Annotated in this window: 17 protein-coding genes; 12 read left to right on the forward strand and 5 right to left on the reverse strand. The window is 74.8% G+C overall.

Annotated elements, in window-relative coordinates; all coding sequences use genetic code 11:
• Window positions 1-39 precede the first annotated feature (39 nt).
• Window positions 40-1203, reverse strand: coding sequence for an LCP family protein (locus tag ACI79A_RS02415; RefSeq protein WP_457079539.1), 1164 nt, complete (start codon window positions 1201-1203; stop codon window positions 40-42).
• Window positions 1204-1739: 536 nt separating this feature from the next.
• Window positions 1740-2420: an arsenate reductase/protein-tyrosine-phosphatase family protein gene (locus ACI79A_RS02420; RefSeq protein ID WP_457079541.1), complete on the reverse strand. Its 681-nt coding sequence runs from the start codon at window positions 2418-2420 to the stop codon at window positions 1740-1742.
• Window positions 2421-3063: 643 nt separating this feature from the next.
• Here ACI79A_RS02420 and ACI79A_RS02425 point away from each other — a divergent pair.
• The 7 genes from ACI79A_RS02425 (at window position 3064) to ACI79A_RS02455 (ending at window position 10359) form a co-directional block, all read left to right on the forward strand.
• On the forward strand, window positions 3064-3330 hold the full coding sequence (locus ACI79A_RS02425; protein ID WP_457079543.1) for a hypothetical protein: 267 nt from the start codon (window positions 3064-3066) through the stop codon (window positions 3328-3330).
• Window positions 3331-3709: 379 nt separating this feature from the next.
• On the forward strand, window positions 3710-4336 hold the full coding sequence (locus ACI79A_RS02430) for a hypothetical protein (protein WP_457079545.1): 627 nt from the start codon (window positions 3710-3712) through the stop codon (window positions 4334-4336).
• 335 nt (window positions 4337-4671) lie between these two features.
• Window positions 4672-5991 carry a UDP-glucose dehydrogenase family protein gene (locus ACI79A_RS02435; RefSeq protein ID WP_457079547.1) on the forward strand — a complete coding sequence of 440 codons (1320 nt, stop codon included), beginning with the start codon at window positions 4672-4674 and terminating at the stop codon, window positions 5989-5991.
• 906 nt (window positions 5992-6897) lie between these two features.
• A complete protein-coding gene (locus tag ACI79A_RS02440; RefSeq protein WP_457079549.1) occupies window positions 6898-8259 on the forward strand; it encodes a sugar transferase in 1362 nt (453 codons plus the stop codon).
• Window positions 8260-8365: 106 nt separating this feature from the next.
• Window positions 8366-8536 carry a hypothetical protein gene (locus ACI79A_RS02445; protein ID WP_457079551.1) on the forward strand — a complete coding sequence of 57 codons (171 nt, stop codon included), beginning with the start codon at window positions 8366-8368 and terminating at the stop codon, window positions 8534-8536.
• Window positions 8537-8604: 68 nt separating this feature from the next.
• Window positions 8605-9345, forward strand: a complete 741-nt coding sequence (locus ACI79A_RS02450; RefSeq protein WP_457079553.1) for a 3'(2'),5'-bisphosphate nucleotidase CysQ — start codon at window positions 8605-8607, stop codon at window positions 9343-9345.
• Window positions 9346-9525: 180 nt separating this feature from the next.
• Entirely contained in the window at window positions 9526-10359 is an 834-nt protein-coding gene (locus ACI79A_RS02455; RefSeq protein ID WP_457079555.1) for a hypothetical protein, read from the forward strand.
• A 15-nt stretch (window positions 10360-10374) separates the two neighbouring features.
• Here the strand turns inward: ACI79A_RS02455 and ACI79A_RS02460 are convergent, their stop codons facing one another.
• A complete protein-coding gene (locus ACI79A_RS02460) occupies window positions 10375-11553 on the reverse strand; it encodes an acyltransferase family protein (RefSeq protein WP_457079557.1) in 1179 nt (392 codons plus the stop codon).
• A gap of 235 nt (window positions 11554-11788) precedes the next feature.
• Between ACI79A_RS02460 and ACI79A_RS02465 the strand changes: the two genes are divergently transcribed.
• From ACI79A_RS02465 to ACI79A_RS02485, 5 genes are read left to right on the forward strand one after another with little or no spacing between them, the layout of a single operon-like run.
• Window positions 11789-13252 carry a hypothetical protein gene (locus ACI79A_RS02465; protein ID WP_457079559.1) on the forward strand — a complete coding sequence of 488 codons (1464 nt, stop codon included), beginning with the start codon at window positions 11789-11791 and terminating at the stop codon, window positions 13250-13252.
• Window positions 13253-13255: 3 nt separating this feature from the next.
• Window positions 13256-14644: a lipopolysaccharide biosynthesis protein gene (locus tag ACI79A_RS02470; RefSeq protein WP_457079561.1), complete on the forward strand. Its 1389-nt coding sequence runs from the start codon at window positions 13256-13258 to the stop codon at window positions 14642-14644.
• Window positions 14641-15966, forward strand: a complete 1326-nt coding sequence (locus ACI79A_RS02475; RefSeq protein WP_457079563.1) for a hypothetical protein — start codon at window positions 14641-14643, stop codon at window positions 15964-15966. Before ACI79A_RS02470 ends, ACI79A_RS02475 begins: the two co-directional genes overlap by 4 nt.
• Window positions 15963-17054 (forward strand): glycosyltransferase family 4 protein, encoded by a 1092-nt coding sequence (locus ACI79A_RS02480; RefSeq protein ID WP_457079565.1) that lies wholly within the window; start codon window positions 15963-15965, stop codon window positions 17052-17054. The genes ACI79A_RS02475 and ACI79A_RS02480 overlap by 4 nt, the downstream gene beginning before the upstream one ends.
• Window positions 17038-17541, forward strand: a complete 504-nt coding sequence (locus ACI79A_RS02485) for a hypothetical protein (RefSeq protein WP_457079567.1) — start codon at window positions 17038-17040, stop codon at window positions 17539-17541. Before ACI79A_RS02480 ends, ACI79A_RS02485 begins: the two co-directional genes overlap by 17 nt.
• A gap of 4 nt (window positions 17542-17545) precedes the next feature.
• Here ACI79A_RS02485 and ACI79A_RS02490 read toward each other — a convergent pair whose 3' ends face one another.
• Both ACI79A_RS02490 and ACI79A_RS02495 read right to left on the reverse strand, forming a co-directional pair.
• Window positions 17546-19138 carry a glycosyl hydrolase family 28-related protein gene (locus ACI79A_RS02490; protein WP_457079569.1) on the reverse strand — a complete coding sequence of 531 codons (1593 nt, stop codon included), beginning with the start codon at window positions 19136-19138 and terminating at the stop codon, window positions 17546-17548.
• Window positions 19139-19146: 8 nt separating this feature from the next.
• The gene (locus tag ACI79A_RS02495; RefSeq protein WP_457079571.1) at window positions 19147-20280 is read right to left on the reverse strand and encodes a glycosyltransferase; all 1134 of its coding nucleotides are present in this window, start codon (window positions 20278-20280) and stop codon (window positions 19147-19149) included.
• Window positions 20281-20468: the final 188 nt, after the last annotated feature.

A 20468-nucleotide genomic window follows, 5' to 3' on the forward strand; every position in this document is an offset into this window, starting at 1 on the left:
GGCGCCCGGATCACCCGCCCTGTCGGCGGAGGGGGTGGATCAGCGCGGCGTGTCCGGGAGTGCCTGGTCGCTGAACTCGTCGGCGTTGGGGCCGAGGGAGTCGGTCTGCAGGTAGCCCCACATCCGGTCGCCGGTGACGCTGTCGAGGTAGACGACGCTGGCCGCGCCTTCCCGGCCGGTGCCGAGCACCGGTGCGGTGAAGAACTCCACGTCCTCAGGTCGGAGATCGCGGGCCGAGTAGCCCAGGGTGAGGAGGTCGGTGGTGCCCAGGGAGTCGTCCACGGCGATCGCGCCGGTGACCGTGCGCAGGACGCCGTCCAGTCGGCCGAGGTCGCTGAAGGTGTCCTGGCTGAACAGCTTGCCGAACATGGACCTGAGGTAGTTCTGCTGCCGCTTCACCCGGTCGAAGTCGCCACCGGGCAGGTCGTAGCGCTGGCCCACGTACCAGCGCGCCTGGTCCCCGTTGAGGTGATTGAGGCCGGCCGTGAAGGTGTACGGCCCGTTGCTGGTGGTCTCGGCGACGACCACGTCGACGCCTCCGAGGTCGTCCGTGACCTGGATCAGCCCGTTGAAGCTGATCGCGGCGTAGTGGTCGATCCGGACCCCGGTCAGCTGTTCGACGGTCTGGATGAGAAGACTCGGACCCCCCAGGGCGTAGGCCGCGTTGATCTTGCTCGTCCCGTGTCCGGGGATGTCGACCCAGGAGTCCCGTGGGATCGACACCACCTGAGCGTGCTGCCGGTCGCCCGAGAGCCGGGCGATCATGATCGCGTCGGAGCGGGCGTCGGGCAGTTCGCCGTCTTGCACTTCGGCGCGGGTGTCCGAGCCGACCAGCAGGAAGGTGACCGGCGTCTCGCCGGCGGTCGGGCTCGGGGCGGCGGGCCGGGATCCCTCGTCGATGCCGGCGAAGACGTCTCCGACCCGGTCGACGTTCCCGGCGTAGCGGTTGGTGAGGTACCAGAAGCCGCCCCCCACGACCAGCGCGACGACGAGAGCCAACACCCCCAGGCTGAGCAGCGTCCGTTTCAGCAAGCGGCGGCGCGGCGCCGGGTCAGTGGCCGGGGCGTCCGGCCGGTCCGGGGCGTCCGCGGTGACGCCGGTGGTCGCGCTGTCGGGTCGCGGGCGCAGCGCCAGGTCCATGGTGAGGGTGTCGTCGGAGACGTCCCCCTTGTCATCGCGTCGACTCGTCCGGTCCTCGTTCATCGAACCGTCCCCGTGCTCATGGTGACCATCGGGGCGACCCTAAGCGGAGCCGGGCACCGGAGTCGGTCTTTCGAGACCGGGTTGGGGCAGGGGAAGCCGTCTGGGGTGGTTGGGGCTCGCGGGCAGGTGAACCCGACCCGCGCTGCCCGGCATGGTCGTCGCGGAGCGGCGCATCTTCGACGACCGCTACCGCTGGACCAGGGTGAGTGGGTCAGTCGGCCATCGGGACGAGTGCGCGACCGTGGACGACCCGTTCGCGCGCTCGGCACGACAGCCGCCCGGCTCGGGCCACCGGCCGGTGCCGCTGACGGAGGGTGGGCCATCGGCCGGACGGTGGCTTCGGCGGCTTTCGGGTGTCCACCTCGCCGGGGAGATGGGGATCGGGAGAGTGCGCGGAGCGTGTGGCCCGTCCTCCGCGGCGGCCGCGCGCGACCGCGCTCATCGCGTGACGAGACCGGTCGGGGAAAGCCGGTGCGGCCGGTCGCACCATGCTGGGTGATCGTCGCGCGTGTGTGGTCGGCGGGAAGGGCCTTGGGTCAGCGGTTCACGAGCGTGCCGCGCCGGAGGGGGGGAAGGGGCGGCAAGGCCAGGGGCATCGCTACGGTCGCCGGACCCATCTGCACGGCCGGCCGGGGGGTGGGTATCTGCAGGACGGGGGCGAAAAGCAGCTGGGCCAGCGGTTCCAGGCACCCAGCAACACGTGCGCCGACCTCAGAGTGGAAGGCCTGCGGCTGCCCGATCGGGTCGGGGATGTCGTCGGCGGCAGTGGCCGGTCGCTGGGGGCGGGCGGCGTTCAGTCGTGCAGCCAGGGCACCGGCTCGCTGATCCAGCGGCAGACGGCTCACCCCCGCGGTGTCTGCCAGCGGCAGCAGGGCAGCTGCCTCCGCCAGCGCGAAGGTCCAGCGCATGGCCCGTGGTGACCGCTTCAGAACCTTGTTGCGGTGCCGACGCGTCATGGTCAGCACCAGGTCGGTGGCCTCCGCCATGCCAGGCTCGAGATCCCGGGCCAGGAAGCCGTCCGGGGTGCCACCGAGCTCCATCAGGGCGCGAGCGCTCCGCGTCTCCATCGGGCGACCCGGTTGGGCGTCGGTACCCGCGCTGGCTATCCAGACCTGCGCAGAATCTGCCCCCAGGTCCTCGTGCGCCCAGGCAAGTGTGAGCCGCTCGGCCAGTGGGGAGCGGCACATGTTGCCGGTGCACACGAAGAGCAAGCGCATGGTGCGACGGTAGTCAGAAAGGGACCGGTCGGCGGTCCGCCATCCGGCGCGTCGGGTCGAGCAGTGAGCGGAGTGGCGTGGGAGGTTCCTGTGACCTCGAGTCCACCTCGTCACGTGGAGGGGAGCATGCCTGTCGGGGTGGCAGCCGAAAGGACTCCGCGAGACCGGGGGCGGACATCGACGGCACTGCTCCGACGTGGCGGCTCGTTGACGTGCTCAACGCTGAGCCAGCCAGGTCGGATGACCGGACGACGCGGTGCGGGGGTGCACCCCACCCGTCCGGTGCATCCATCGAACGGATCCTGACTGTCTGCGGTACGGACCACCGTCTGGACTCTGTGGCCGATGGCCACGGCGGAACGCCAGCGAACCCGGCTCGGCTGGCCGGTCACCGGCGCACGTCTCGGACTGAGTCGTGCAGGTGCTCCCCCGGTGGCTCCCAGATGCCCGGCTCGTGCCATGGCGTGCGTCCTCGAGTGTGGGTCACAGGTCCCCGTCGGGCCCCGGCACGAGGAGAGTTGACCGCCGCAGCCGGTCACCGAGCGTGAGTTCCGGTCCCCGGCTGTGCGCTGAAGGGGGCACCTCATCACTCTCGCGGGGACAAGGGTCGCAGCGGCGCCGGAGGACGTCGCACCATCGGTGCATGATCATCACCTGGATCGCGAGCACCTGGGCCGTGGCGTCCGTCGTCGCGCTCCTCGCCATGGTGGCGATCGGGCGGGCGGGGCGTTGGGAAGACCAGCGACTGGGGTACGACGACGCCGGGGCGTTCGGCCGCCACCAGGCCGCGCCGGACCAGCCAGGTCGGGCGCCGCTGTTCTCGTTCGGCCCGGGCGGCACGTCGTCGATCGGAGCCGCGTGGCAGCTGGGTCAAATACCTGTCCGGACCACTCCGCACCGGCAGGGGTAGTGCACAGTGTTGCCGAATTACTCGTCGCCGACCGGCCGGAACCGGTGCAGGTGCAGGTGGGAGACGCGTCTGATCGCGAGGCCAGTGGGTGCGGGGGTCAGTCGACCGGCGCCGAGCTGGGGCATCAGACGATCATGACCGTTCAACCGGGCTGAGCGGCGATCTCGGCACCTCGGGCACACCAGCAGTTGCACTGAGCACGGTCTTCACTCCCCGGGGTCGTTGTGTCACGTAGCGTCCTCTGCTCACGATCCCGCTCCGGTGAACAGATCCCACGTCGGCATACGGGCGGAGGCGTCGCAGCATCCCGCTGCCACCTCTCGGGGTCGCACGCGCCGCCACAGTCGTCGGTCTGGAGGCTGTCGGGTACGTGGTCAGAGTGGCCGACGTCCCCCGGGCCGTGGCGCGCCTGTCCATGGAGCTCCCGTACTCCGTCCCCCGGCTCGCGGTCGGGCTGGTGTTCGCGGTCGCTGCGGTGGTCGCCGTCCTCGGGGCCGGGCGGTTCCCCGGCCGGCGCACCTGGTGGACAGCGGTGGCGTTCACCGCCGCCGGTATCGCGGCGGTCAAGGCCGGTAGCACGGTGCACAAATCGTTCTTGGAGAGCGTCGGCGCCTACGACGATGCCTTGCGCGCGCTCGTCGTCTCCGCGCCGATGGCCGTCGCCGTCGTGGGGTGGTTGTGGTGGTTGAGCAGGCGGGAGCGTCGGGACCGCCGGCGCGTGCTCGGCAGCCTCGCCGCCTTCGCCTTCGCCTCCGTCGGGCTGTCGGCGGTCAGCTCCGCCGTGGAGCAGGTCCTGGGTCGGGGCAGTGTCCTGGCCGCGACCGCGACGTTCGTGGAGGAGTCCTGCGAGGGGCTGGCCGCCGTCGCCTTCCTGGTCGCCGTGCTCGTCGGCGTCGTACCCCACCTGGTCCTGCCGGCGGGCTGGCACCTGCGTCGCGCCGACGACGCGCGGCCGCTCCCGGCCCTGGAACCGACCCGGCGGACGCGCCCCTGGGCAGGTGGCTGATCCGCCAGAGTCTCCGCCGTCGACCGTCGTACTGACCGTCCGCCTTGGTGGCGGCCGAACGCCGTGGTGGACTCGGTGCTCGTCGGCTGGTTGCGTCTGTCCGTCGGTTCGGCCCCCACGTGCCGTCCAGGAGGGTGTCGGAGTCGCCCTTCCGGGGGATCGCCGACGCACTGGCGGGGGACAGTCGATGACCCAGTGCGGTCATCGGGGTGGGTGGAGGCTCGAATGAGGCAGCCTCGACCTCGACACGCTCACTGCCAGGCTCAGCGCCGGGGAGGTCGTACGGTCTGGCCGCCTGGCACTGTGAGTGCACTCGATCAGAGCATGGAGACGGCATGAAGATCTCGGTCATCGGTTGTGGGTATCTCGGCGCGGTGCACGCGGCGTCGATGGCCGAACTCGGCCACGACGTGGTGGGCATCGACGTCGACCGGCCGAAGGTCGAGGCGTTGCAGCAGGCGCGTGCCCCCTTCTACGAGCCCGGCTTCGCGGAGCTGCTCGACCGCACCCTGGCGTCCGGCCGGTTGCGGTTCAGCACCGACATGGCCGACGCGGGCGACGCGGTCGTGCACTTCGTCTGCGTGGGCACGCCGCAGAAGCGCGGTGAGTACGCCGCCGACCTGCGCTACGTGGAGGCGGCCGTCGAGTCGCTGCTGCAGGCGCTCAAGCCTGGTGACCTGGTCGCCGGCAAGTCGACCGTGCCGGTGGGCACCGCAGCCCGGCTGGCCGAGGTCGTCGAGGGCAAGGTGCCCGGGGCGATCCTGGCCTGGAACCCGGAGTTCCTGCGCGAGGGCTTCGCCGTTCAGGACACCCTGCACCCCGACCGCCTGGTCTACGGCCTGCCCGCCGGCGCCGACGGCGACACCGCCCGCCGAATGCTCGATGAGGTGTACGCGCCGATCGTCGCCGCGCAGACCCCGCAGGTGATCACCGACTACGCCACCGCGGAGATGGTGAAGACCGCGGCCAACTCCTTCCTGGCCACGAAGATCTCCTTCATCAACGCCATGGCCGAGCTGTGCGAGGCCACCGGCGCCGACGTGAAGCAACTGGCCGACGCCATCGGCCACGACGACCGGATCGGCCGCAAGTTCCTCAACGCCGGCCTCGGCTTCGGCGGCGGCTGCCTGCCCAAGGACATCCGCGCCTTCATGGCCCGCGCCGGCGAGCTGGGCGCGGATCAGGCGCTGACCTTCCTGCGGGAGGTCGACAACATCAACATGCGCCGCCGGATCCGGATGGTCGAGCTGGCCCGGGAGGTCTGCGACGGATCGCTGGTCGGCAAGCGCATCGCGGTGCTGGGGGCCGCGTTCAAGCCCAACTCCGACGACATCCGTGACTCCCCGGCGCTGAACGTCGCCGCGCAGCTGCAGCTGCAGGGTGCCGCGGTGCAGGTGACCGACCCGGCGGCGGGGGAGAACATCCGGCGCAGCTGGCCCCAGCTCGACGTCGTCGACACCGCCGAGGAGGCAGCCGACCGCGCCGACGCCGTGCTGCTGCTCACCGAGTGGCAGCAGTACAAGGAGCTGGACCCGGTCGCCTTCGGCACGGTGGTGCGGCAGAAGCGGGTGCTCGACGGCCGCAACGCGCTCGACCGGGACACCTGGGTCGCCGCCGGCTGGACCTACCGCGCCCTGGGCCGCCGCGCCGGCTGATTCGTGGAGGGCCGCGGTCCTGGGAAGGTCAGGCACCTACCCACCGTCGCGGCTCATACGACTTCGCACTCAGACGTTGCGGAGCGTCCTGCTGCCCCGTGGGGTGCCAGGCATCGAATGGTCCATGCAGAGACGAGGGCCGTATGCGCCCCCTTGGTGCCTGGTGAACGCACGATGTGCCGTCAGCCGTCGACTTGGCCCGGCCCTGCCATCCGGTCAGCTGCCATCCGCAGTTGGTCGACAGCAGCTGGCACCTCGCGGGCAAGGCGGCGCCGGACGTTGCCGCACGTTTCAGCTCGTCGTAGTCGAGCCAGACCGGCGAGGCCGCACCGTGGGACATTCTGGCATAGCTGGTGAGTGACCATTGGACGTCAACACCGGGGCTAGCCGACAGCACCGAGGGGACGGCCGCAACGCGCTGGACCGGGACACCTGGGTGGCCGTCGGCTGGACCTACCGCGCCCTGGGCCGCCACGCCGGCTGAGTTCAGTTCTCGCGAATTGCCATTGAGAGCTGGCCGACAACTGGCTGAGGGTGGTTGACCTCACGACGAGCGCCCGCTGTGATGTGCGCACGGGCCCGCGACCAGCACGGAGGACCGTTCGAGTGGACCTTTCACTCCTTCGGTGACTGCTGCTCACGCAACGTAGCGAATTGCGTCAGTCTCACAGCGGATCTCGTTCTCTGCGGCTTCTATGTCGTTCTCACCGACCGTTCTCCGCGGTCGGCTGCACGGGGGTGCACTGCATGACCATGCTCGAACTGCGCGATGACGCAGGCCGTCCACGGCCCGGTCAACCATCGCTGCGGCGACGGTTCTCTGGCGCGGCTCTGCGGGGGGAAGGCACCCGGGTCCGGCGGGCCTGGCGGGGGGCGTACGTCCGGCACATCGCGCTGGGTGACCTCGTGGTCGTCAGCCTCGCGGCGCTGGTCGGCTACCTGGTGCGCTTCGGGCCGCCGGCTACCGGTTCGGCTCCCGCGCACGCCTCGGTCTGGTTGGCCGTGCTGCTGCCGCCGGCGTGGGTCCTGGGGATGCTCGTTGCCCGAACCTACGAGGAGCGGTTCCTCTGGGTGGGGGCCGAGGAGTTCCGCCGGGTCTTCGCTGCCGCGGTCGCCCTGCTGGCCGGGGTCGGCGCGATCTCCTGGGCATTCCAGTTGGAACTCGCACGCGGGTTCGTCGTCGTCGCCCTGCCGTTGGCAACAGTGTTGACGCTGGTGCAGCGGTATGCGCAGCGCCGGCGGGTGCACGTTCGCCGCGGGCGTGGTGACTACCTGCAGACCGCCATCCTCGTCGGGCACCGGAGCGGCGTGCTCGCGCTGCACGAGCAGATCGACCGCGAGGCGTACCACGGCTACCGGGTCATCGGCTGCTGCCTGCCGCCGTCCCCACTGGGCGCGGAGGTCGTCGAGTTCGACGGCGTCCCCGTTCTCGGGGGCCTGGACGACGTGCTCGACGTCGTCCGGCAGTACGAGGTCGACACCGTCGCCGTGCTGCCCTCGCCCGAGCTCGACGGGCCGGTGCTTCGTCGGCTCGGCTGGGAGCTGGAGAAGACCGAGGCGGAGCTGCTGCTGGCCCCCGCCGTCACCGAGATCGCCGGCCCCCGGGTGCGCATCCGCCCGGTCTGCGGCCTCCCGCTGCTGCACATGGAGCGCCCCGAGCTGCGCGGCGTCCGCCGGCTCACCAAGGAGGCGTTCGACCGCACCGCGGCCGCGGTCGGTCTGCTGTGCATCCTCCCTGCATTCTTCGGGCTCGCGCTCGCCGTCGGCCTCACCAGCCGCGGCGGCGTCTTCTACCGGCAGGAGCGGGTCGGCCGCGACGGCGAGACCTTCGGGATGCTGAAGTTCCGCAGCATGGTCAGCGGCGCCGACCGGATGGTGCCCGACCTCGCCGAGCGCAGCGACGGCAACGGCGTGCTGTTCAAGATGAAGGGCGACCCGCGGGTCACCCGGGTCGGCAAGGTGCTGCGCCGCTACTCCCTCGACGAGCTGCCCCAGCTGGTCAACGTGGTGCGCGGTGACATGTCCCTCGTCGGCCCCCGCCCCCCGCTGCCCAGCGAGGTCGAGCGCTACGGCTTCGACATGCACCGCCGCTTCCTGGTCAAGCCCGGCATCACCGGGCTCTGGCAGGTCAGCGGCCGGTCGGATCTCTCCTGGGACGACTCGGTGCGGATCGACGTGCGGTACGTGGAGAACTGGTCGCTGGCCTTCGACTTCATGATTCTCTGGAAGACCGTCGGGGCCGTGTTCCGCGGCTCCGGCGCCTACTGACGCTGTCTTCCAGCAGCCGGTGGAGCGGACCCGTCCATCCCCTGGGCGCGGCGATTCGTGTCGTGGTCGGTGCATGACCCGCGGTGATCCCGGCACAGGTGAACGCATGCTGCTGGTGGTGCTCACGTGCTGGGTCGTGTTGGCGATCGCCCTGCTGCCCGTCGCCGCGGCGCTCGGGCGCTCCGCGCACCAGCAGGACCACCAGCGCGCTGCCCGTCTCGCCACGGCGCGCCGCCGGCCGACGTCGGTTCTCCGGTCCACCAGCCGCGCCGCCTGACCCGCGCACCGCACCTCGTCGCCCGCACCGTCAGGATGGGCCGACCCATCCCTGACGGAAGGCAGCCCGTGTCCGACCACGACCTCGCCGCCGACCTGGCCACCCGCGCCGGTCAGCTGCTCCTCCAGGTCCGCGGGCGCGACCTGCCCGACGCCGCCGCCCGCAAGGCCGCCGGCGACGCCGAGTCGCACGCCTTCCTGATGGCCCAGCTCGCCGAGCTGTGCCCCGGTGACGCCGTCCTCTCCGAGGAAGGCGCCGACGACGCCGCCCGGCTCTCCGCCGACCGTGTCTGGATCGTCGACCCGCTCGACGGCACCCGGGAGTTCGCCGAACCCGACCGCGCCGACTGGGCCGTGCACGTCGCGCTCTGGGCGCACGGCGAGCTGGCCGCCGGCGCCGTGGCGCTGCCCGCCGAGGGCGCCACCATCGGCACCGCGCAGCCCCCGGCGGTGCCCGCCCGCGCGGGTGGCCCGGTCCGGCTCGCCGTCAGCCGCACCCGGCCGCCGGTGATGGTCGCCGAGCTCGCCACCCGGCTGCGCGCCGACCTCGTGCCGATGGGCTCGGCCGGGGTGAAGGCGATGGCGGTCGTCCGCGGCCAGGCCGACGCCTACGTGCACGCCGGCGGCCAGTACGAGTGGGACTCCGCCGCGCCCGTGGCCGTCGCCCGCGCCGCCGGCCTGCACACCAGCCGCCTCGACGGCTCCCCGCTGCAGTACAACCAGCCCAGCCCCTGGCTGCCCGACCTGGTCATCTGCCGGCCCGAGCTCGCCGGCGACCTGCTCGCCGAGCTCGCCCGCACCCCGCACTGACGCGACCGCTGAGGCACGTGGGACGAACCGTCCCCGTTCACGATCACCATCCCCCGCCGGGGCTGTGCCCGGTGACGCGGTGTTCTCTCCGGGGCCGGGTTCAAGGTGCCCGGCCGCCGTGCCGATGGGGAAGACATGCCGTGGTGGGGATGGGCGCTGGTCGGATGGGTGGGCCTGTCCGTGGTGCTTGCACCCCTCATCGGCGTCGCGCTGCGTGAGGCAGACCGTCGCGAGCGGGAGTGGGCCGGTGCCGACGTCGCCCCGCTGACCGGTGACCGCCGCCCCACCCGCGCGGCCCGGGTGCGTCGCCGGCGCATCCCGCTGCCCCCGGTCTCCGCCGGGCTGCTGCTCACCGGCCTCAGCCTCGAGGCCGTCGGCTTCGTCGTCCGCACGTCGGGCAACGAGCGCGGCGCCGGGCGGCTCTGGTCCATGGACCTCCCGCTCGCCGTGCCCCGCATGTTCGTCGCCGCGCTCTTCGCCGCCGCCGCCCTCGCCGCCCTGCTCGGCGCCGCCCGCGCCACCGGACGCCGGCCCTGGTGGCTGGCCGTCGGGCTGATCGCCGCGGTCATCGCCCAGGTCAAGGCCGGCGGCACCGTGCACGTCCGCGCCCTGGAGACCGCCGGCGTCAACGACCGCCCGCTGCTCGCCACCATCGGCAGCGTCGCCGTGGTCGGCGTCGTGCTCGTCGCGCTGTGGCTGCTCAGCCGCAACGAACGCCGTGACCGCCGCCGCGTGCTCACCGCGCTGGCCATCTACGCCGTCGCCGCCGCCGGCCTCTCCGGCGTCTCCGCGCTGGTCGACCAGGCCGGCGCGAGCGCCTTCTGGGTCGCCGCCGCCACCTTCGTCCGGGAGTGCGGGGAGGTCGGTGGAGCGGTCGCCGTCCTCACCGCCGTCCTGGTCGGCGTCGCGCCGCGGCTGGTGCTGCCCGCCGCCTGGGCGCTGCGCCGCCGCGCCGACGCCGAGACCGTCGATGCCCCCGCGCCGCAGCGCCGCCCGGGCGACCTGCGCTGGTAATCCCGCGTCGGTGGATCAGTGGTCCGGCTGGAACGGCCGGACAGTGCGGAGCGGGCCGCTCTGCGGCTCCACGTGGTTGGCCGGCGCGACGCTGTTGGGCGCCGCCGCGTCCGGCGCCGGCTGCGGAGGCCGCGGGACGGGGCCCGGCAGCCGCCGGCGCAGCGGCGCGGGCAGGTCGAACAGCCAGCTCGCCCACGGCCGGCCGTCGGCGAGCACCGCCGCCGCGTAGGGCAGCCCCACCCCGGCGACGACGGCCACGGCGAGGATCAGCACCGGCTGGTCGACGCCGAGCCCGGCCAGCGCCACCCGCACCCCGGCGACGATCACCACGTGCGCCAGGTAGACCGGCAGCGTGCGCCGGCCGATCGCGGCGAGGAACGCGGCCACCCGCACCTGCCGGGACAGCAGCACGGCCACCGCGAGCAGCGCCACCGTGCCGGCCGCCGCGGCCAGCATGCTCACCGCCCGGGTGCCGTAGCCGACGTCGTCGGGCAGCGTGCCGGGCACCGGCTCGAACCGCAGCAGGGCCAGGAACACCAGCGCCGCCGCGATCCCGGCGGCGGTCCAGCCGGCCGCCGAGCGCTGCATCCACGCACCCAGCCGGGCCAGCCCGAGCATGCTGCCCACCGCGGCGAACGCCAGCAGCGACTGCCCGGTCAGCCCCGCGACGTTGCGGTCCCAGCCCCACAGCAGCAGGCCCAGCAGCACCAGCCCCCCGCCGGCCAGCAGCTGCCGCGTGCGGTCGCGCCACGGCTGCAGCACCGCCAGCACCGCCGACGCCACCAGCAGGAACGGCAGGAACCACAGGTGCGCGAACGGCTCCCACACCCGCACGATCGCGCCCCAGGGGCGGGTCAGGTTCTTGTAGTCGCTGGTCAGCGACTCGACCGAGCTCTGCAGGGCGAACCACAGCAGGTAGAGCCACACCAGCACCGCACCCCGGTGCACCACGTAGCCGGCGATCCCGCGCTTGGCCACCGATCGCGGGACGAACAGCCCCAGCAGCAGCGCCAGCGCCGGCATCCGGAACACGTACAGCGCCGCGTTCAGCCGATCCAGCGGGTGCCCGGTGCCGATCAGCCCCGCCCCGACCAGGCCGTCGATCGAGTGGTTCACCACCACGCCGACCACCGCGACCGCCCGCGCCACGTCGATGGCACGCACCCGGCTCGGGGTGGTGTCACGGGGTGTCACGGGGGGCGACCCTAAGCGGCGATCATGAACCGCCGAGCCCTGTCAGTGAACATCCGGTGACCAGCAGGCAACGCGTTGACCTGCGGAAACGCCGATTGTGAGGTGGGTCATCGGGTCAGCCGCTCGGGTGTCCCCCAGCCGTGCTCCACCCGTTCTGCGGAACCGTGCAGCGCCCTATATTCGACGGCGCTGCACCCGGGCGGACCCCGCCACCCGTGCGAGGAGGAATCGCCCCATGAGCTCCAGTCGAGCCCACAGCACCGGCACGCCGGGGCCCGTCCCGGCCGCCGGCGACGTCCCCGGCCGTGCCGACACCTGGCCCGGCCCGTCCGCGCCCTGGACCCGGCTGCTCGCCGTCGCCCTCATCGGCGCCGTCGTCGGGGGTCTGCTCGGCTGGCTGGCCGCCCTCGCCTCCGGCGACCGGGCCACCGCCAGCGCCACGGTCCAGGTGCTCACCGACGCCCGCGGGCTCGCCAGCCCGCTGGACACCCCGCCCGCCGGCCTGGACACCAGCAACTTCGTCTCCGCCGAGCTCACCTGGCTCGACGACCGGGCCGACGAGGTCGAGGCCGGGGACGCCGAGCTGTCGGTCTCCCAGGTCGGCACCTCCGACGCCGTGCGCATCGCCGCCACCGCGACCACCGCCGCGGAGGCGCAGCAGGCCGTCACCACGCTGCTCGACGCCTACGTCACCCGCCGGCAGGAGGAGGCCGCAGCCGCCGTCCAGGCCGCGCTGGACGCCGTCAACGCCCGGATCGACGCCATCGGCGGCATCCCCGAGGAGACCGGCCCGCTGTCGGTCGAGGTGCAGCGCCTGCTCGCCCAGCAGAGCGACCTCCAGGCCGCCGCCGCTCGGGTGCCCGCCGTCGTCCCGGTGCTCCGCGCCCCGGCGGAGGAGCAGGCCGCCGGCGTCGCGCCCGAGCTGACCTACCCGGTGCTCGGCGCGGTGCTCGGCGCCGTCCTCGCCCTCGCCGCCACCGCCGTCTGGCGGGCCGCCTCCCCGCGGGTCTTCGACGCCCGCCTGCTCGTCGCCGCCGGCGCCCCGGTGCTGCTGCCCCGGCTGCCCGCCGGCCGCCTCCGGGCCCGCGCCGACCGGGTGCCCGAGGGCCGCCCCGACGACACCGCGCTCGCCGCCGCCCGGCTGCTCGCCCCGCAGGTGCTCGACGTCGGCACCGGCGCGCTGCTGGTGGTCGGCGTCGACGAGAAGGCCGGCGCCGCCGAGGTGGCCTGGGAGCTCGCCTGGGCGCTGACCGCCGGCGGCACCCCGGTCGCCCTGCTCAGCAGCGGCGCCGACGGCGAGCGCGAGCCCGCCCCCGGCCTCGTCCTCACCGGTCTCCCGGCCGACGCCGCCGCGCTCGAGCGGTCGGTCACCCGGCACCGGGCCGCCGGCCGCGTGGTGCTGCTGCACGCCCCGGCGCTCTCCACCGGCCTGCGCTCGCCCGAGCTCGCCGCCCGGGCCGACCAGGCCGTGGTCGTCGTCGGCGAGGGGGTCTCCACCCTGGAGGCCGCGCTCGCCGCCGTCCGCGACGTGAGCGGCCAGCCCGGTGCCGCGCTGGCCGGGGTGGCGGTCACCACCTCCCGCCGGCACGGCGGCAGCCGCGGCGCGGCCCCGGCTCCGCAGGAGACCGCGCCCCGGCACGCCCAGCCGGCCGGTGAGCGCGCCCCGGCGCAGCAGGACACCGTCTCCGCCGAGGCCTGAGCCTTGACCCAGGCAGCCGGGGAGGCCCAGGAGGTCCGGCGGAGCTTCGGGCTGCGCATGGTCGTGGCCGTGCTCGGGCTGGTCGCCACCTTCCTCACCTCGGTGCTCGCCGTCCGGGCGCTCGACGCCCGCCCGGCTGCCGGGTTCCTGGCGATCCTCGGCGCGCTGATGCTCGGCCCGATGGTCGGCCGCCTGGGCCTCGGGCAGAGCGCCATCCGGGCCATCGCCGCCGCGACCGGGCCCGCCGAGATCGCCGTCCAGGTGGTCGCCCACCTGCGCGCGGTCGCGGTCCTGTCGCTGCTCACCGCCCCCGGCGTCGCCTGGCTGGCCACCGCCGTCGTGCAGGACGACCGCGGCCGGGTGGTGCTGCTCGTCGCGGCGATGATCGTGCTGGAGACCGTCCGGCTCACCGTCAGCGACGTCTACGCCGCGCTCGGCCGCATCCCGTGGTCGGTCGCGGCCACCCACCACAGCCGGTCGATCCTCGCGCTGCTGGCGATGGGCGTCGTCGTGCTGCTGCAGGGCGGGGAGACGACCCTGCTCACCCTGCTCACCGTCTACGCGGCGGTCTCGCTGGTGCTGCTCGCCGTCGTGGTCGGGCGGCTGCCGCTGCGCTCGCGGGGCGCCGGCCGCCGCTGGTGGGCGCCGATGCTCGCCGCCGTCGCCGCCGGGGCGTGGCTGTTCACCGTCGAGCTCGGCGCCTTCCTCGTCGGCCGCGGCGACGTGTGGCTGGCCGGCTGGGCCTTCGGCGCGCAGGACGCGCTGCAGTACTCCACCGCCAGCGTGCTGGCCATGCAGGTGACCGTGCTCGAGGGGCTGGCCAACATCGCCATCGCCCCGGTCGCCGCCCGGATGTGGGCCGCCGGCGACCGGGCCCGGGTGTTCCGGCTGCTGTCGGCCAGCGCCACGCTGAGCACCGCGGTCACCGTGCTCGCCGTCGCCGCCGCCTGGCTGCTCGGGCCGCAGGCCCTCGCCCTCTACGGCGACGGGCTCGGCGACGCCGCCCCCTACCTCGGCGTGCTGGCCACCGGCGGGCTGGGCATGGCCGTGTGCGGCTCGTGCGCGGTGCTGCTCGTGGTCACCGGCAACGGGCGGGCCGCGGCCGGTTCGGTCGCGGTGGCCATGCTCGTCGCCGTCCCCGCCGCGGTGCTCGCCGCCCGGCTCGGCGGTCCGCTGCCGCTGGCCGTCGCCAGCGCCGTCGCCACCGCGCTGCTGTTCGGCTCCTACGTGCTCACCTGCCGGCGGACCTTCGGGCGCGCCCCGCTGCCCACCCGCCACCTCAAGCGCAGCCTGCTGCTGCTCGCCGGCCGCGACCCCGAGGGCACCCCGGTCGGGCGGCCGGCCACCGACCCGGAGAGCGAGACCGTCATCACCGGCGGGGGAGCGGCGTGACCGCCACCCTGAAGGCACCGGCTCTGCGGCCGCCGGACGTCGGCCAGCGGGTCGGCGTCTGGTGGCTCAACCCCGTCGCGCTGATCGGCATGGTCGCGCTGCCCACCACCTGGCTGGCCTACGCGATCGCCGACGAGCGCTACCGCGCCCTGTGGCGCACCCCGAAGGTGCTCACCCTGGACTGGACGCTCTGGTTCACCGTCGGGCTGCTGCTGTTCATCGGCGGCGCGCTGCTGCCCGCCGCCCGCGGCCGCGCCCGTCGGGTGCCGAACTGGCCGGCGCTCTCACCCGCCGACCTGCGGCTGCTCGGCCGCGCCGCCACGGTCACCTTCTGGCTGGTGATGGTCGGCTACGTGGCCTTCCTCGCCGCCGGCGCGCGCGCGGGCATCTCGCCGAGCATCCTGGTCGACGCGCTGGTGGGGCAGCAGCTCTACGGCGTCGGCCTGCGCGAGACCCTCGGCACCGTCCCGGGCCTGACCACGATGACCCAGTTCGGCGTCGCCTTCGCCGTCGTCACCGGCGTGCTGATGGTCGCCGACCCGGGCTCGCGCCCCCGGCACCTGCGCCGGCTGGCCGTCGTCTTCCTCCTCGCGCTGTGCCGGGCGTTCTTCCTCTCCGAGCGGCTGGCGCTGCTCGAGCTGCTGGTGCCGCTGCTCGTCGTGCTCGTCGCCGGGCTGTCCCGGACCTCCACCGGCGCCCGCCGCGCCTCGTTCCTGCCCGCCGTGCTGGTGCCGGTGGTGGTCGGCGTCTTCGCCGCCTTCGAGTACTCGCGCAGCTGGGTGTTCTACAAGGCGCAGGGCGGGCAGTCGTTCCCGACCTTCGTCGTCGAGCGGTTCGCCGGCTACTACGTCACCGCCTACAACAACGGCGAGATCCGGCTGCTGCACCAGGCCGACGCCTCGCTGCCCTACGACCTGCTCTCGGCGTTCTGGACCGCGCCCGGGGTGGGCAGCCTCAACCTGTTCCGCACCCTCACCGGCGTCGACCAGGAGAGCTCCTACACCGCCGCGCTCACCAACGCGGGCAACCCCGAGTTCAACAACACCGGCGGCGTGGTCAGCCCGTTCGTCGACCTCGGCCTCGTCGGCGGGCTGGTGTTCTTCCTGCTCGCCGGCGTCGCCTGCGGGCTGCTCTACCGCTCGCTGCAGGAGGGGCGCACCTGGGGGTTGCTGCTCTACCCGGTCGTCGTGCTCACCCTCTTCGAGCTGCCCCGCTACCTCTACCTCTTCCAGGGCCGGGCCACCCCCGGCCTGATCGCCCTGGTCACCGTGGTCCTGCTGGTCCACCGCAACCGGCGACGACGAACGGGAGCCACCCTGTGACCCGCCCGCTGCGCTACCTCCTGGTGGGCACCCACGTCCCCGCCTCCGGCGCCGGCGGCGGAATGGTCCGCTACGTCATGGAGCTGGCCCGCGGCCTGGCCGCCCGCGACGACGTCGAACTGCACGTGCTCGCCGGCGCCGGCGCCGGGGCGGCGTTCACCGGCATCACCGAGCCCGAGCGGGTGCACACCCTGCCCGGCCGCGGCCCGGTCACCTCCGCGATCGAGCGGCTGGCCGGCGCCCGGGTCGGGGGCCGGATGGACGTCGTGCACGGCACCAAGCACCTGCTGCCCCGCGGCGTCCCCGGCACCGGCGTGCTCACCGTGCACGACATGCTCGCCCTCGACCGCCCCTTCGACTTCGGCCTCGCCAAGCGGCTGCTGGTGCGCGGGCCCTACCTCGCCTCGCTGCGCGCCGCCGACACGCTCGTCTGCGTCAGCGCGGCCACCCGCGACCGGGTCACCGCCTACCTGCCCTCGGTCGCCCCGCGCACCGTCTTCGTCCCGCACCCCGACGGCTCCAGCCTCACCGGCGTCGCCGCCGAGGAGGTGCCCGAGCTGGCCGGGCGCACCTTCGCCCTGGTGGTCGGCGACCCCTCGCCACGCAAGAACGTCGGACTGGTCGTCGACGCGTGGGCGCAGGTGCGCCGGTCCGCCCCCGACGCGGTGCTCGTCGTCGTCGGCCCGGACAGCTGGGGCCCCACCGACCGGGGCCGGGCCTTCGCGGCGATGGTCGCCGAGGGCGCCGTCGCCCCGATGGGCCACGTCCCCGACGCCCGGCTGCGCTGGCTCTACGAGCACGCCCGCCTGGTGCTGTGCCCCAGCCTCGCCGAGGGCTTCGGGCTGCCCGCCGCCGAGGCGCTCGCCTTCGGCGCCCCCGTGCTCACCAGCGAGGACCCGGCGCTGGCCGAGGCCTCCGCCGGCCGCGCGCAGCGGTTGCCCGGCCGCCGTCCGGAGGTGTGGGCCGAGGCGGTGCTGGCGCACCTGCGCGCCCCCGCTCCCCGGCGCACCCCCGGCCCGGCCCAGCGCGGCTGGGCCGACGTCGTCGACGAGACCCTGGAGGCGGTGCGGCGTGCCGGAGCCCGCTGACGTCAGCACGATCCTCGCCACCCCCGTCTACGGGGAGGCCCTCACCGTCCTGCACGTCGCGCCCGGCGCGGCCGCGCCGCTGGCGGCCGAGGTCGCCCGGGTGCAGTCGGCCGCCGGCTGGACGGCGGCCCTGACCGACCGCCCCGCGGACGACGCCGACACCGTGGTGCTGTGGGGGCTGGCCGCCGGCGCCGCCCGCGACGACCTGGCCGGCCGGCGGCCCACCGTGGTGGTGCTGGACGCCGCCGACGTGCGCACCGTGCTCACCCGCCCGGCCGCCTGGGCCCGCGAGCTGCGCCGCACCACGGCCACCAGCCTGCTGCTGCTCCCCGCCGAGCTGGCCGAGCGGTACACCCGCTGGGGCCCGCCGGTGCCGCTCGCGCACCGCCCCGCCGGGCTGCCCGCCGAGGCGGCGGTCACCGTGCTGTCGGCCTGGGTGGCCCGGGCCCACGCCTTCGGCCGGCGGGCGGAGACGCCCACCGGCTGACCGCTCACCAGCCGGTGCGGTCGGCCACCCCGGCGCCGTCGTCGCGCACGCCGATCAGGCGCACGGCGCTGGGCACGTTGGTCCAGAACGGCGCCTGCGCGCCGCGGGACAGCGCCAGCTCCGCCAGCGTCACCCGGGCCGCCGTGGCGCCCGGCTCGGCCAGCACCCCGACGTCCCAGGGGGCGCTGGCGCGGGTGCCGGAGATCGCCAGCCGGCGCACGGTGACGTCGGCGGTGCTCGTGCCGGGGTTTCCGGCGTAGACGATCACCGCGCCGTGGTCCTTCTCCGGGTTGGTGTTCGCCCCGGACACCCGGCCGCCGTCGACCAGCACCCGCACCGACGGGTACGTCCAGTACGGGTCGCCCTCGCTGCCCAGGTAGACGCCGCCGGCGTCGGTGTCGCGCACGTCGATGTCGGTGTAGGTGATGTCGGTGCCACCGACCACGGAGATGCCCCGGCCCCAGGTGGTGCCGTTGACCCGCGGCGAGGTGATCCGCACCCGCTCCACCGGCCGGCCGTCGGCCTGGTAGGAGACCACCGCGACGCCGTCGTCCCCGGTGTTCGTGGTCACCGGGGAGACCACCCGCCCGTCGCGCGCGCCGCCGGTGACGTGCACGCCGTCGGCCCGGCTGTTGGCCACGGTGACCCGGTCGAGCAGGAAGCGCGCCGCTCCGTTGCCGACGTAGATGCCGGCCGCCGCCGCGCCGCGCACGTGCACGTCGCGGAGCACCACGTCGTCGCCCGAGACGCGGACCTTCATCTGCTCGTAGGCGTGGAACCGCTGGGTCGAGGTGGGCAGCGCCAGGGTCAGCCCGGTGAGCGTGACCCGGTCGCCGGAGACGTGCAGCGCCGAGCGGGTCTCCTGCGTGGCGGTGAGCGTCGCGCCGGTGCCGACCAGCGTCAGCCCCGGCCGGGTCACCCGCAGCACGTCGGAGTGCAGGTAGGTCGCGCCCGGGCGGAACACCAGGGTGGTGCCGCTGGGCACGGTGTCGAACGCGCGCTGCAGCGCCCGGGTGTCGTCGCTGACGCCGTTGCCGACCGCGCCGAACTGCTCGACGGACAGCGACTGCGCCCCGGCGGCGACGACCGCCCCACCGGCCACGGCCGCGCCGCCGAGGACGGCACCGGGCACCAGCGTGCCGGGCTGAGAGCCCCCGGCGTCGGGCGCGGTGGGTGGTTCGGCCGGACCGGGGGCGGCGGGCTGCACGGCCGGCGCGTCGGCCGGGGGCCCGGCCGCGTCGGCCGGGGACGCCGTGGCCGGCGGGGCGTCGGCCATCGGCACCTGCCCGGCGGGCGCCCCGGCGTCGGGGACGGCTGCCCCGGGGACGGCAGGGGCCGGAACGGCCGCCTCGGGCGCCGTGGCGCCGGGGAGGGGGAGCGTGCTGCCCGGAAGGGCCACGACCGCGTCGCTGACCGAGGAGTCGCTGCCGGCGGAGGCGCTGCTGCCGGGAGCCGGCGACGTCGTCTGCCACCAGACCGCACCGCTGGCGACCGCGGCGGCGACCGTCACCGCGACACCCGCGCGCACCGCGCCCCGGGCCGGACGTCGTCCGGCTGCGGGCGACGGGTGGGAGAGGGCAGCGCGGAGCGCGGTCACGGGGCCTCCTACAAGGCGGTGACGTGCGCGGCGGTGGCCGCGTACGAGGTGCCGGCGGAGAACCGGGTGGTTGCGACGGTACGGCCGATCGCTCCCTCACCGGCGGTGCGCGCGGGGTCGAGCAGACGTGTCGTGACCTCGGTGGCGAGCGCGCGGACGTCGAAGGGCGCGACCGCCGTGCCGGCACCGGCCAGCGAGGAGCCGATCCCGGCGACGTCGAAGCCGACCACGCTGCGCTCGGAGGCCATCGCCTCCATCGCCACCAGCGGCAGCCCGGCCTCCCAGCGGGAGGGCACCGCGACGACGTCGGCGGCGGCGTACCACTGCTCCAGCTGCTGGCCGGCCACGACGGTGACCGACCCGTCGGCGCGGGCGCGCAGCTCCGCCTCGTCCGGGCCGGAGCCGACCAGCACCAGCCGGGCGCCGGGCACGGCGGCGCGCACCGCGGGCCAGGCGTCCAGCAGCAGGTCCTGGCCCTTCTGCCGGGCCAGCCGGCCCACGCAGACCACCGTGGGCGCCGACGGGTCGGGGAACGCCAGCTCGCGCCGGGCCGCCGCGCGGTCACCCGGGGTCCAGCGGGCGGGGTCGACGCCGTTGGGCACCACCACGGCGCGGCCGGCGATCCCGGCGGCGCGGCCGGTGGCCAGCTCGGCCTCGCTCACGTTGAGGGTCAGGTGGGTCCAGCGCTGCGCGGCGCGCTCCCACCGGAGACAGGCGGCCCGCACCGGCCCGGTGATCGCCTCGAACGACCACGCGTGCGGCTGGAAGACCGTCCGCCGGGACCCGCGCAGCGCCAGCCGGCCGGCCAGCCCCGCCTTGGAGCTGTGCAGGTGCACCAGCTCCGGGTCGGTCGCCCGGAGCACGCCGCGCAGCGCCAGCGTCTCGGCCGGCACGGTCGGCCCGGGGGACCGGGTGGCCTGCCACGGGAACAGCCGGGCACCGGCCGCCCGAACCTGGTCGGCGAGCCAGCCCTCGGGCGGGCAGGCGACGGCGACGTCCCAGCCCCGCGCGCGCTGATCGGCCACCAGGCCGGCCACGACCCGGGCGACCCCGGCCTCCACGGGCTGGCTGACGTGGAGCACCCGGAAGGGGGTCCGCTGAGCTGGTGGGACGACGTCGAGGGTGCCCAGAGCTGCGTTCACGCCGTGAGGCTGCACCGGCTCCGTGCCCAGCGCGCCGAGCGCGAACGAACATCAGGCGAACACTCTCGGTGACGGATCTCACGTCATGACCGGCGGATGGCCGATAGTTGACCGCGCCGTGCCTGCACCTGCGTGCCGTGACCCAGCGTGGTCGGACTTCCAGGCCTGCGTGTGCGAACGGGTGACGG

Source organism: Modestobacter sp. SYSU DS0657 (assembly GCF_054050925.1).